At 40.2% G+C, this 12,060-nt stretch carries 13 protein-coding genes; 11 read left to right on the top strand and 2 right to left on the bottom strand.

The genetic code is table 11. The features are described from left to right. The first annotated feature begins 72 nt into the window (after positions 1–72). From trxB to J2X07_RS09925, 8 genes are all read left to right on the top strand, one after another. On the top strand, positions 73–1,029 hold the full coding sequence (trxB, locus tag J2X07_RS09960; RefSeq protein ID WP_310258492.1) for a thioredoxin-disulfide reductase: 957 nt from the start codon (positions 73–75) through the stop codon (positions 1,027–1,029). Between the two features lie 464 nt (positions 1,030–1,493). Next, the gene (locus J2X07_RS09955; protein WP_310258491.1) at positions 1,494–1,952 is read left to right on the top strand and encodes an NUDIX hydrolase; all 459 of its coding nucleotides are present in this window, start codon (positions 1,494–1,496) and stop codon (positions 1,950–1,952) included. A 49-nt stretch (positions 1,953–2,001) separates the two neighbouring features. Further along, a complete protein-coding gene (gene rapZ / locus J2X07_RS09950; RefSeq protein ID WP_310258489.1) occupies positions 2,002–2,877 on the top strand; it encodes an RNase adapter RapZ in 876 nt (291 codons plus the stop codon). Continuing rightward, positions 2,878–3,828, top strand: a complete 951-nt coding sequence (locus J2X07_RS09945) for a gluconeogenesis factor YvcK family protein (RefSeq protein WP_310258487.1) — start codon at positions 2,878–2,880, stop codon at positions 3,826–3,828. It abuts the gene before it with no gap. A gap of 34 nt (positions 3,829–3,862) precedes the next feature. Beyond that, positions 3,863–4,804 carry a DNA-binding protein WhiA gene (gene whiA, locus J2X07_RS09940; RefSeq protein ID WP_310258485.1) on the top strand — a complete coding sequence of 314 codons (942 nt, stop codon included), beginning with the start codon at positions 3,863–3,865 and terminating at the stop codon, positions 4,802–4,804. A 41-nt stretch (positions 4,805–4,845) separates the two neighbouring features. Continuing rightward, complete coding sequence (locus tag J2X07_RS09935) at positions 4,846–5,103, top strand: HPr family phosphocarrier protein (protein WP_310258483.1); 258 nt, start codon at positions 4,846–4,848, stop codon at positions 5,101–5,103. A 668-nt stretch (positions 5,104–5,771) separates the two neighbouring features. Next, positions 5,772–7,304, top strand: a complete 1,533-nt coding sequence (gene trpE / locus J2X07_RS09930; protein WP_310258481.1) for an anthranilate synthase component I — start codon at positions 5,772–5,774, stop codon at positions 7,302–7,304. A gap of 113 nt (positions 7,305–7,417) precedes the next feature. After that, on the top strand, positions 7,418–8,398 hold the full coding sequence (locus J2X07_RS09925) for a zinc-binding dehydrogenase (protein WP_310258480.1): 981 nt from the start codon (positions 7,418–7,420) through the stop codon (positions 8,396–8,398). A gap of 48 nt (positions 8,399–8,446) precedes the next feature. Here J2X07_RS09925 and clpP read toward each other — a convergent pair whose 3' ends face one another. Continuing rightward, the gene (gene clpP / locus J2X07_RS09920) at positions 8,447–9,037 is read right to left on the bottom strand and encodes an ATP-dependent Clp endopeptidase proteolytic subunit ClpP (protein ID WP_310258477.1); all 591 of its coding nucleotides are present in this window, start codon (positions 9,035–9,037) and stop codon (positions 8,447–8,449) included. Between the two features lie 221 nt (positions 9,038–9,258). Continuing rightward, entirely contained in the window at positions 9,259–9,474 is a 216-nt protein-coding gene (gene yvfG / locus J2X07_RS09915) for a protein YvfG (RefSeq protein ID WP_310258475.1), read from the bottom strand. Between the two features lie 483 nt (positions 9,475–9,957). On the opposite strand from yvfG, the gene cspD reads away from it, so the two are divergent. The 3 genes from cspD (at position 9,958) to J2X07_RS09900 (ending at position 11,959) form a co-directional block, all read left to right on the top strand. Then, positions 9,958–10,158: a cold-shock protein CspD gene (gene cspD / locus J2X07_RS09910; protein WP_310258473.1), complete on the top strand. Its 201-nt coding sequence runs from the start codon at positions 9,958–9,960 to the stop codon at positions 10,156–10,158. A gap of 170 nt (positions 10,159–10,328) precedes the next feature. Next, the gene (rpoN, locus tag J2X07_RS09905; RefSeq protein ID WP_310258470.1) at positions 10,329–11,654 is read left to right on the top strand and encodes an RNA polymerase factor sigma-54; all 1,326 of its coding nucleotides are present in this window, start codon (positions 10,329–10,331) and stop codon (positions 11,652–11,654) included. Positions 11,655–11,713: 59 nt separating this feature from the next. Continuing rightward, complete coding sequence (locus J2X07_RS09900; protein ID WP_310258468.1) at positions 11,714–11,959, top strand: glutaredoxin family protein; 246 nt, start codon at positions 11,714–11,716, stop codon at positions 11,957–11,959. Positions 11,960–12,060 lie beyond the last annotated feature (101 nt).

Here is a 12,060-nt window from a genome sequence, read left to right as displayed (position 1 = left end):
TATCCTATGACTCGTTAGGATGAAAATGTAATAGAGTAAATAAGAATTTCCTTATATAAGGAGTGTTTTTGAATGACGGAAGAGAAAATTTATGATGTAGCCATCCTCGGCGCTGGCCCAGCAGGCATGACAGCTGCTGTGTACACATCACGAGCCAATTTGGATACAATTATGATCGAACGCGGAATACCTGGCGGACAAATGGCGAACACGGAAGATGTAGAAAACTATCCTGGTTTTGATCATATTCTAGGACCTGAGCTTTCAAACAAAATGTTCGAGCATGCAAAAAAGTTTGGAGCAGAATACGCTTATGGCGATGTGAAAGAAATCGTCGATGGAGAAGAGTATAAAACGATCAAAGCGGGAAGCAAAACATATAAAGCTCGCTCGATCATTATTTCAACAGGTGCAGAATATAAGAAGATTGGTGTTCCAGGCGAAAAAGAATTTTCTGGGCGCGGTGTATCTTATTGTGCAGTCTGTGATGGAGCATTCTTTAAAAATCGTGAGCTCGTCGTTATTGGCGGCGGTGATTCGGCCGTTGAAGAAGGCGTATACTTGACTCGTTTTGCGACAAAAGTAACGATCGTTCATAGACGCGATAAGCTTCGTGCGCAAAAGATTCTTCAACAGCGTGCTTTTGACAATGATAAAATTGATTTCATCTGGAATCATTCTGTTAAAGAAATTCACGGTGAAAACAACAAAGTAAGTAAAGTAACGCTCGTTCACTCTGAAACTGGTGAAGAGCAAGACTTTCCTACAGATGGTGTATTCATTTACATCGGTATGCTTCCATTGAATGCTGCATTCAAAGATCTTGGCATCACGAATGAAAATGGCTATGTTGAAACGAACGAACAGATGGAAACGAAAATCCCTGGTATTTTTGCAGCAGGTGATATTCGTGAAAAAACGTTGCGTCAAATCGTTACAGCAACAGGTGATGGAAGTATCGCGGCACAAGCAGCACAGCACTATGTGGAAAATTTGACTGAAAAGTTAAAAAACGTAACTTCTAATTAATCATCTTGTAACAGTGGTGAAATAATTGTGGGGTATTATAAGAATAAGAAATTGACCCCCTTTTTATAAAGGCAAGACTTTGACACGGAGCTTAGTTCCGTGTCCTTTTTTTTGTCATGGCTGTATTGCTTTTAAAATGGGGTTAACTTCCACTGCAGGACTCGCTTTCCGCAGGGTGTGCGGTGAGCCCAATCGTCGCTTTGCGACATTAATTGGTCTCACCTGCCCCAATCATCCTGCAGGAGTCTCGCCCTTCCGCTCCACTTACTGTTCAACGAAGAACTTTTCAAATTATCTCTGTAGCAACAACCCTTTAGAAAAGAGCCTTTGTCATAAAATTATGGGTTTAAATGTATTTGTGACCTGCTGTATAACGGAGCTCAAACCCTTGAGGTGTCTCTGTTGTTAGGGGTTACATTATTTAGTATACTTAGGAAAAGGACTAAGCCCTGAGGTGAAGCGAAGTGCAAAGAGTAACAAACTGTGTATTAATAAGAGAAAATGAAGTTTTATTGCTTCAAAAACCTAGACGGGGCTGGTGGGTAGCTCCTGGCGGGAAAATGGAGTCCGAAGAATCCATTCGGGATTCAGTCATTCGTGAGTATCGGGAAGAAACCGGTATTTATTTGAAAAATCCACAATTAAAAGGTGTTTTTAATTTTATTATAAAAGAAGGCGACAAGATCGTTTCAGAGTGGATGATGTTTACGTTTTTAGCAACTGACTCTGAAGGTGATGCACTTGATGAGTGTGAAGAAGGTATTTTATCTTGGAAGCCGATTGAAGAAGTTAGAGATTTGCCAATGGCTCCGGGAGATCATCATATTTTGGATTATGTGACAAAAGGAAGTAACATGATTTTTGGCACATTTACGTATACACCGGAATTTGAACTCCTTTCCTATCGATTAGATCCGGCATAAGAATGAAATCAATGCATAAGCTTTGAACATAGAAATAGGGGGAATCGGCATGGATAGACAAGACGTACAGATGGTGATTATTACAGGAATGTCAGGCGCCGGTAAAACGGTAGCCATGCAGAGCTTTGAGGATTTAGGCTTTTTCTGTGTAGATAATTTGCCTCCAGCATTACTCCCTAAATTTGTAGAATTAATGCAAGAATCCTCTGGCAAGCTCAATAAGGTTGCACTTGTAATGGATCTTCGCGGCCGGGAATTTTTTGATCAATTATTCGCAACGCTTGATCAGCTTGCATTGAATTCAGATGTGCAGCCCCAAATTTTATATTTGGACTGTAAAGATCCTACGCTCGTTCGGCGCTATAAAGAAACACGCCGATCACATCCTCTGGCGAAAAGCGGTAATCCGCTGCAGGGGATTCATCAAGAAAGACAAATGCTCGAAGAATTAAAAGGAAGAGCACAGCAGATCCTCGATACAACCGATTTGAAACCTTTACAGCTGCGTGAACGTATCATACAGAGGTTCTCTACGAACGCAGCCCATCCATTTACGATTAATGTGATGTCATTTGGTTTTAAATACGGCATGCCAATCGATGCAGATCTTGTGTTCGATGTACGTTTTTTACCGAATCCGCACTATATTGAGCATATGAGACCGAGAACAGGACTTGAACCTGATATTTCAGAGTATGTACTGAAATGGCCAGAAACGAATAAATTCTTAGAGAAGCTATTGGATCTTTTGCATTTCATGGTTCCTCAATATAAACGTGAAGGGAAGAGCCAGCTGATTATCGGAATCGGCTGCACAGGCGGGAAGCATCGTTCAGTAGCCCTTGCTGAGTATATCGGGAACGCACTTTCTAAAGAATATGTGACCTTCAGCAGCCACAGGGATATGGGAAAGGATAAAGTATAGATGGAAAAGCAGCCAAAAATGGTTGTGCTCGGCGGCGGAACAGGACTATCAGTCTTGCTCCGCGGTTTGAAGCGCTACCCAGTGGATATAACTGCTATCGTAACAGTAGCAGATGATGGCGGCAGTTCCGGACGTTTAAGGAAGGATTATGATATGCCGCCGCCTGGCGACGTTAGAAACGTAATTGCGGCACTATCTGAAGTAGAACCGCTTGTAGAAAAAATGTTTCAGCACCGTTTTACGGTAGGGGACGGCATTGTCGGCCATTCTTTAGGGAACCTGCTCCTTGCTGCTATGCATGATATTACGGGAGACTTTTTAACTGGAATCCGTGAATTGAGCCGGGTATTAAATGTAAGGGGACAAGTGCTTCCTGCTGCCAAAAACAGCATTATTTTATGTGCTGAAATGGAAGATGGATCAATTGTTCAGGGGGAATCTAAGATCCCGCTGTCGAATAAAAAGATTAAGAAGGTTTTCTTAACGGACGAGCAAATAGAGCCCCTGCGTGAAAGTGTAAAAGCCATTCAAGAAGCGGACCTCATCGTCATTGGTCCGGGCAGTCTTTATACGAGTATTCTTCCTAATCTTCTTGTAAGAGGAATTTCTAATGCCATTCGTGAGGCAACGGCACCTAGAGTGTATGTGTGCAATGTGATGACACAGCCTGGTGAGACAACAGGCTATACAGCAGGTGATCATATACAAGCTTTAATCGATCATGTTGGGCATAATTTTATTGATGTTGTGATTGTAAATAATGAGATTATTCCTTCCGAGTTTTTGGACTTATACTTGGAAGAGGGCTCTCAGCAGGTCCAATTTGATGAAGAACGCTTAAAGTCATTCGGAATCGGTCTTGTTTGCGATAATATCATACAATACGGGACACTCGTGCGCCATGACGCCAAACGCGTATCCGATTTATTGCTAGGTTTGATTGAAAAGTAAGTTTCTATGGAACTAGAGAGGGGTGTTGAAGCAGATGTCATTTGCTGCGGATACAAAAAAAGAATTAACGCAGCTCGAGCTTAAGGATTGCTGTAAAAAAGCCGAGTTGGCTGCATTGATTCGTATGAATGGTTCCATCTCTTTCAGCAATAGAAAGCTGATTCTAGATATACCAACTGAAAATGCTGCGATTGCCCGCAGAATTTATACACTGATTAAAAATGTGTATCTTTATCACGTTGAACTTTTAGTACGAAAAAAGATGCGTTTAAAGAAAAATAACGTTTATATCGTACGTGTTTCTGAGGAATCAAGAGCTTTGCTGGAAGACCTGAAAATCATTGACGGGTCGTTTACGTTTACCCGTAATATTGCTGATGAATTTAATAAAAAAAGCTGCTGCAGACGAGCTTATATGAGAGGTGCTTTCTTAGCAGGCGGTTCCGTGAATCATCCAGAGACAAGCTATCATCTCGAAATTTTTTCAATGTATGAAGAGCATACGGTTGCACTCGCCGAACTGATGAACAAGTTTAACTTGAAGGCAAAAGTACTCGAGCGAAAAAAAGGGTATATCATTTATTTAAAAGATGGTGAAAAAATCTCTGAGTTTTTGACACTCATTGGTGCTCACCATGCTGTTCTGTTTTTTGAAGATATCCGGATTTTAAAAGATATGAGAAATTCCGTTAATCGTCTTGTAAACTGTGAAACCGCTAACTTAAACAAAACGGTTGGTGCGGCAATGAGACAGGTTGAGAATATTAAATTCATTCAAGATCAAATCGGACTTGAAATACTTCCTGATAAACTCCGTGAGATCGCGCAGCTCCGTGTAACCCATCAGGAGATTACCTTAAAAGAGCTGGGCGAAATGGTTTCTTCTGGCCCAGTAAGTAAATCAGGTGTTAACCACCGATTGCGAAAAATTGATGAAATTGCAAACAAAATCAGAGCCGGTCAACCCATCAAATGATGTATGAATAGAGAGAAAGAGTTAGAGGAGGTAAAAGTAAAATGGTAGAAAAAAAGGTAACTGTCCAATTGAAAAGTGGTCTCCAAGCACGTCCTGCAGCACTTTTTGTACAAGAAGCAAACCGTTACAGCTCTAATGTTTTCGTTGAAAAAGAAGGTAAGAAAGTGAATGCAAAGAGCATCATGGGAATCATGAGCTTAGCAGTGGGTTCTGGTTCAGAGCTAGTATTATCTGTGGACGGCACAGATGAAGACGAAGCGATCGAAGCATTAGCAGCGTTTGTTTCCAAAACAGAATAAGGGGTCTGACCCCACAAAAATACAAACCGTCAAATTGTCCGTTTCACGAGGACATTTGGCGGTTTTCTTTAATTGGCAGGGTTGTTCTATTCCGTTTCCTTTATATACTGATAAAGAGGGTAAAGGAGGCGGTGGTATTGCAGCATTATAGTCTTATGCATGACGGGTTGTTTGCAGCGTGTTTAACAATGTTGAATATCCTTTTAACTCTATACATTTTGAAACCGAAGAAAAGCACGTTTCGTCTGATCTACTGGGTATGCATGCTTTTTTTTATCAGTATTTATCCGATTTCTTTAGTAGGGTACCAAGTGCAGATCCCTCGGAGTTCAGGACTCATGTTAGGTCTTGCCTTCATGATCACTGTAACATTCAGTATGATTCTTTTTTTTAGTGTTTGCTGGGTATGGGTCATCCGCCGGTCTTTTTCCAGGTAGGTATTCGCAGATTAATACCTTCAAGAGTTGACATAAGCGGCTATAGCCTTTATATTGATTTTTAATCAGGAGAATAGTTTTAGATGAGTTGAGTGGAGAAAAGTGAGTATAGATGAGCTGAGCCTGAGATTTGATCCTGGATTAAACCTCTTTCTTAGTTTATTAATGTTGCAATGAATCAGCCTCCGCTATAAATATAGCGGGGCTTTATTTTTTGAGAGAGGTGAAAGAATGATGTTTATCCCAAGTTTAGAGGAAACAATCGCTCTAACGAATCAAAATTTTAATGTCATACCAATTGGATTTACGTATTTGTCCGATCATGAAACGTGTATTTCCCAATTTGAAAAAGTGCGCCGTGAAACGTATTCGTTTTTGCTAGAAAGTGTTGAAGGCGGAGAACGCTGGGCGAGGTATTCTTATATTGGAAGAAACCCTTTTCTCGTAATTGCGAGTAAGGGAAATGAGGTTAAACTAACATACTTAAAAGAACAACGAGTGATTCATGAACACGGTTCTCCGCTGGAAGTCGTGAAAAATCATATTTCACAATATAAGTCACCTAAACTCCCTGAACTGCCTCCTTTTACTGGAGGTGCTGTTGGTTTTTTCGGGTATGACCTGATTCATACCTTTGAAAATGTGCCAACTCCCCCCACTCCATCTAAGCAAAAAAATGAAATGGAATTTTTATTCACAGATGAAATGATAGTCTTTGATCATTTGAAACAAAAAACCACGATCATTTGTAACCTGCATATCTCTCCTGATGATGACAAAGAAACCATTCGTTCCAAATATGAGCAAGTGTGTGAGACGATCCGCAAATCGTATAATGAATTGCAGCAGCATAGAGAAAACAAAAACACGAAAATGAATCAAAACGCGTTCGAAAACGCTTCTTCTGAAGTAACGTCTTCCCATACGAAGGAAGAATTTTGTTCTATGGTAAAAAAAGCGAAAGAATACATTAACTCAGGTGATATATTTCAAGTCGTTTTATCACAGCGCTTTGAACAGGAAACAGACGCTGATCCCTTCAATGTATACAGACTTCTTCGTTCGATGAACCCGTCGCCATATATGTATTACTACAAGTCAGAAGATACGTATATCGTAGGGGCATCACCAGAGCTTCTTGTAAAAGTGGACAATGGCTGGGTAGAAAACCGCCCGATTGCAGGGACAAGACCAAGAGGGAATACGCCTGAAGAAGATCTTGCATATGAAGAAGACCTTTTAGCTGATGAAAAAGAGTGTGCTGAACATGTGATGCTTGTGGATTTAGGCAGAAATGATGTCGGCCGGGTAAGTGAGTTTGGTTCAGTTGAACTGGAATCTTATATGGAGATCGAACGTTATTCACATGTTATGCACATGGTGTCACATGTAAAAGGTAAAATTGCGAAAGACAAAGACTTCTTTGATGCGTTGCGATCATGCATGCCAGCAGGGACGGTCTCAGGTGCACCGAAAGTAAGAGCCATGCAGATTATTTCAGAGCTCGAAAAGGAGGCACGCGGCGTATATGGCGGATCGATCGGCTATTTAGGATTCAACGGTCAAATGGATTCATGTATCGCCATTCGAACAATCGTTTTCCAGGACGGAAAAGCGTATGTACAGGCTGGAGCGGGTGTAGTAGCTGATTCAGTGCCAGAGCGGGAATATGAAGAAACCATCAACAAAGCCAAAGCCATGCTCAAAGCAATCGAGGGGGGGACAGACCCCAGACAAATACAAATCCCAAGTTTGTCCATATAGAGTGGACAAACTTAGGATTTCCCCACAAAGCAATATCCTTTTCTTGTGAGGGTGATATGGGTATACTGTCATTTGTATATTTTAATCAAACTTCAAAAAAGGGGATTGTATAGATGAAAGCTTTGTTGTTAGAAGACAAAAACATGTGGAGTGAAATGAAGGTTAAAGAAACAGCTAAACCAACTCCAAAGCGCGGAGAAGTTTTAATCAAGATTAAAGCGGCTGGTCTGAACCCCGTTGATTATAAAGTGGCAACTAACGGAAATCCAAACTGGGAATATCCTCATATTCTTGGTGTGGACGCAGCTGGAATCGTTGAAGAAATTGGTGAAGGTGTCACAAATCTGAAAAAAGGTGACCGTGTTTTCTATCATGGTGATTTTACGAAAAAGGGCGGGTTTGCAGAATACGCCGTAACTACAGCACACACTACTGCTAAAATTCCTGATGGATTGTCTTTTGAAGACGCAGCAGCTCTTCCTTGTGCTGGTATGACAGCTTATCAGGCACTTGTTCGAAAAATGAATCTGCAGCAAGGCGAGACGATTTTGATCCATGGCGGAGCCGGCGGTGTTGGCGGATTTGCAATTCAGCTGGCGGCAACGATTGGGGCAACAATCATTACGACTTGCTCACCTGAAAACGAGGAATATGTTAAGCAGCTTGGAGCTCATCACGTGATTTTTTACAAAAATGAAGATGTTCACGAACGAGTAATGGACCTGACAGATCAAAATGGGGTCGATGCAGTTTTGGATACAGTTAGCCGCCAAAATGCTACAGATTCCTTAAAGAGCATTGCGTTTAACGGACGCATTGGTTTTATCGCAGGCAACCCTGATTATTCGGCTGTAAAACCGTTTAGCCAAGCATTGTCGTTTCATGAGATCGCTTTAGGTGCTGTTCATTTCTCAAATCATATCAATCAGCAAAAAGATTTGGCAATTATGAATGAAGAGTTAGCACACCTCGTATTGGACGGGAAAATTTCTTCGATGATTTCGGAAAAAATCACGCTGGAAGAAATACCTGAAGGCTTGAAGAAATTATCTGAAAGACATGTTCGCGGAAAAATCGTAGCAACAATTGAATAAACAAAAAAAGGAGCGCTCATAGAGAGACGCTCCTTTTCTCTTATATTCTTATTTTGCATCAACAGATGTGATCAATTTATCAACCAATCCGTATTTAACTGCATCTTCTGCAAGCAAGAAATTATCACGATCCGTGTCGCGCTCGATAACTTCAAGCGGCTGACCCGTTTTTTCTGACAAGATTTTGTTTAGCTGTTCACGCATTTGGATGATACGGCGTGCGTGAATTTCGATATCACTCGCTTGACCGCGAGTACCGCCTAGTGGCTGGTGAATCATAACTTCTGAGTTTGGAAGAACATAACGTTTTCCTTTTTCACCTGCTGCTAAAAGGAAGGCACCCATACTTGCTGCCATACCAATACAAATTGTAGATACGTTTGGCTTAATGTAGTTCATTGTATCGTAGATCGCCATACCTGCTGTGATGGATCCCCCTGGACTGTTTATGTACAATGAGATGTCTTTTTCTGGATCTTCTGCAGCTAAGAATAAAAGCTGTGCTACGATTGAATTTGAAACATTGTCGTCAATTGCGCTGCCAAGCATGATGATGCGGTCTTTTAATAAGCGGGAATAGATATCATATGCGCGTTCCCCACGGTTCGTTTGTTCGATTACTGTTGGAATTAAATTCATGAAAATTCCTCCTTCTCCTTTTTCACTTATAACTGTACTGTCATCATACAAAAAAGGTCAAACAAGGTCAAACAATATGCTGTTCTTAACTTCATTCGCCAAGAGCGCAATAAAATCCTTCTTAAAACCTTATGTATGGGCTATCCTCATGATGCCCGAGACGTGTGCCATTTTAAACGTATTCCTTTAAAAACAATACCCTTTTTTATTTCATATTAAGCTTACTTCTCGTTTTTAACTTCAATATAAGCTGTTTCTAAATTTCGTATGCGGCGAACGGTCTCACTATTTTTATTGAGGTTATCGTTAATCAAGGTACCGACAATTGAACGGTAATAGGCATTCATGGCATGAGTTTTCGTAAAAACATCTTTGTTTTTTTCTATGAATTGACGAAAGTTTTCCTTAAAGTAGGGTACAGAAAATGCTTCGCTCATTTTTAATCCTCCTATTGTTTCGTTTTTTCATAAGGCTATTTTCGTATACATTGTTGCTCTTGGGTGTAGTTGATTTCCGTTTCAGGAGTCCCGCACCTTATACTCCAATCAACTTATCAGTGTTGTCTTTGAAAAAAACTCAAAAACCACAAACATTTAGAAAACAGCATTTCATAATGATGAACTGGAAAAAGCCCTTTATCTATCATAGCTTATCCGCTGAGCAATCAAAAGAACAAGAAAAAACGCATCCCTGCTTTTGACAATTGTCTGGGAGCATGTTATAGTCTACTTAACCAATTACGGTGTGAATATGTTTGGATTTTAAAGCGGTCGTACTTTTTGAATAAGAAGTGGAACACTTTTGAATCCGCTTCAGACTATTCAAAAAAGTGCGCATTTTTTATGTTCTATTATTTACATAGTAAAAGGTTAAACACGAGTCAAAACGCAAACAATTGCGTTTGTAAGGAGGAAACACCCATGCAAAATGGTAAAGTAAAATGGTTTAACGCTGAGAAAGGCTTTGGTTTCATCGAAGTTGAAGGCGGAAACGATGTATTCGTACATTTCTCTGCAATTCAAACTGATGGATTCAAGTCTCTTGACGAAGGTCAAGAAGTATCTTTCGAAATCGTCGATGGCGAGCGTGGACCACAAGCTGCTAACGTAACAAAACTTTAATAAAAGTTTAGAATGCCAGACTGCTTATTAGCGGATCTGGCATTTTTTTGTACCGTTTTTTAAGTTAGGGGTCTGTCCCGGGACAGACCCCTATTCTGTTTCTCTTCTAATTATTAACAGATGTATAGCGCTTACATATGTAGTATCATTGAAGGAAGGGAGTGATTAAAATGGAAATGGGATTGTTTCAGCAGCAGAGTTTAAATCTCGTTATGACAACAGAATTGCGCCAGGCCATTGCCATTTTACAAGTTCCAGGCTACGAACTTGCTTCCTATCTTCAAGAACAAGCACTTGAAAATCCTTTGATTGAAATTTCTGAACCAATAGGCATGTTTACCACGTTTAAAAAGGGCACCAATAAAAAGGGTTCAGGAAAGGATTTTACTGAGAAACGCAGCTTTGAAAATTTTATTATCGATAAAGAAACATTATATGACTATCTAAATAAACAATCGATACTCCTTCCAATCGAAAAGGAAAATCAAAAAGTTTTTCAATTCCTTTTGTTAAGTGTAGACGAAAACGGCTATCTGACGATTACAGCTGAAGAGGCTGCAGCGCGTTTTTCGATAACAGCAGAAAAATGTGAAGAACTGATCTCTATGCTTCAAAGGCTGGAGCCTGTCGGAATTGGTGCCCGCAGTTTAAGAGAATGTCTCTTAATACAGCTGCGCGCACAAAACCAAGAAAATACATTAAGTTATCAGATAGCTGACAATTATTTAAACTTGCTTGCAGAAAGAAAGATTAAAGCACTCTCAGAAAAACTGGATGCTTCACCTCAACAGGTGGAAGAAGCGGCAGATTTTTTGCAGACCCTCGATCCGAGACCGGGAGCCGCTTTTTCTGCTGCAGAAGACCAAGCATATTTGTACCCAGATGTCTCTGTTAGCTTGGAAAATGGACAGTTGCATATCGCGATAAACGAACAATACACGCCTATTATGAAACTGAACAAAAATTATGAGCCATTGCTGCAAGGAAATCATACGCAAAATAAGTTTTTAGAAGACTCTTTTCAAAAGTTTAATTGGTTAAAAAAAGCGTTAGAACAAAGAAAAGAGACGTTGCTAAAAATTACGCATGCCATTGTGCACGCACAAGAAAAATACTTTTTCTCGTTTAATAAAGAAGATCTTACACCCTTAACCTTAAAAAAAGTTGCTGACGAGATTGGGGTTCATGAATCGACCGTCAGCCGTGCGGTGAAAAATAAAGTAATGCAGACATCAAAAGGGGCTGTCGAGCTGAAAACCTTTTTCACAGCCAAAATTTTTACACAAGACGGAGGTAGTGCTTCTTCAGCCTCTGCGAAAACGGCAATTCAGAAGCTCGTTGAAAATGAAGATAAACTTAAGCCTCTTTCCGATCAGGTTTTAGCTGCGCTGCTTGAGCAAAAGAGCGGATTAAGCATCTCGCGCCGAACGGTCGCAAAATATCGGGAAGAGTTGAAGATCCCTTCTTCATCAAAAAGAAAACGTTATACCTCATAAAAAACTAGATGCTCTTCCAGCAGGTTTGAAGAGCCTTTTTTTAATGTAAAGGAGAAAAAATGCACCAAAAAAAAGTTGTTTTATACACAAAAGTACATTGTCCGCTTTGCGATGATGCGCATAAACTATTAGAGAGCATGCAATCACAACATGCTTTTCAGATCGAAGCTGTCGATATTTACAAAGATGACAGCCTAATCGAAAAATACGGTCTCATGATTCCTGTCGTTGAAATAGACGGAAAAGAAATCGATTATGGAAGAATTTCAGCCGATATAGTCAAGAAAGCGCTTACTAATTTTTAATAAGTAAAAAATGTTGAAATGGTATACTTCAATTTGGTACTATAAATGTGCCAGAGACAAAATTGAACGTTTTCTAACAATTGAGACTGGCATGTTTTAAG

The organism is Fictibacillus barbaricus (assembly GCF_031457135.1).
Lineage (GTDB): Bacteria > Bacillota > Bacilli > Bacillales > Fictibacillaceae > Fictibacillus > Fictibacillus barbaricus_A.
The sequence above is the reverse complement of the archived record's forward strand: the minus strand, read 5'-3'. Positions and strand labels throughout refer to the sequence as shown.

What these genes read in the sequence shown, in the direction of transcription:
- trxB (WP_310258492.1), top strand. Translation starts at nt 73, where the DNA reads ATGACGGAAGAGAAAATTTATGATGTAGCCATCCTCGGCGCTGGCCCA.
- rapZ (WP_310258489.1), top strand. Translation starts at nt 2,002, where the DNA reads ATGGATAGACAAGACGTACAGATGGTGATTATTACAGGAATGTCAGGC.
- J2X07_RS09945 (WP_310258487.1), top strand. Translation starts at nt 2,878, where the DNA reads ATGGAAAAGCAGCCAAAAATGGTTGTGCTCGGCGGCGGAACAGGACTA.
- whiA (WP_310258485.1), top strand. Translation starts at nt 3,863, where the DNA reads ATGTCATTTGCTGCGGATACAAAAAAAGAATTAACGCAGCTCGAGCTT.
- J2X07_RS09935 (WP_310258483.1), top strand. Translation starts at nt 4,846, where the DNA reads ATGGTAGAAAAAAAGGTAACTGTCCAATTGAAAAGTGGTCTCCAAGCA.
- trpE (WP_310258481.1), top strand. Translation starts at nt 5,772, where the DNA reads ATGATGTTTATCCCAAGTTTAGAGGAAACAATCGCTCTAACGAATCAA.
- J2X07_RS09925 (WP_310258480.1), top strand. Translation starts at nt 7,418, where the DNA reads ATGAAAGCTTTGTTGTTAGAAGACAAAAACATGTGGAGTGAAATGAAG.
- clpP (WP_310258477.1), bottom strand. Translation starts at nt 9,037, where the DNA reads ATGAATTTAATTCCAACAGTAATCGAACAAACGAACCGTGGGGAACGC.
- yvfG (WP_310258475.1), bottom strand. Translation starts at nt 9,474, where the DNA reads ATGAGCGAAGCATTTTCTGTACCCTACTTTAAGGAAAACTTTCGTCAA.
- cspD (WP_310258473.1), top strand. Translation starts at nt 9,958, where the DNA reads ATGCAAAATGGTAAAGTAAAATGGTTTAACGCTGAGAAAGGCTTTGGT.
- rpoN (WP_310258470.1), top strand. Translation starts at nt 10,329, where the DNA reads ATGGAAATGGGATTGTTTCAGCAGCAGAGTTTAAATCTCGTTATGACA.
- J2X07_RS09900 (WP_310258468.1), top strand. Translation starts at nt 11,714, where the DNA reads ATGCACCAAAAAAAAGTTGTTTTATACACAAAAGTACATTGTCCGCTT.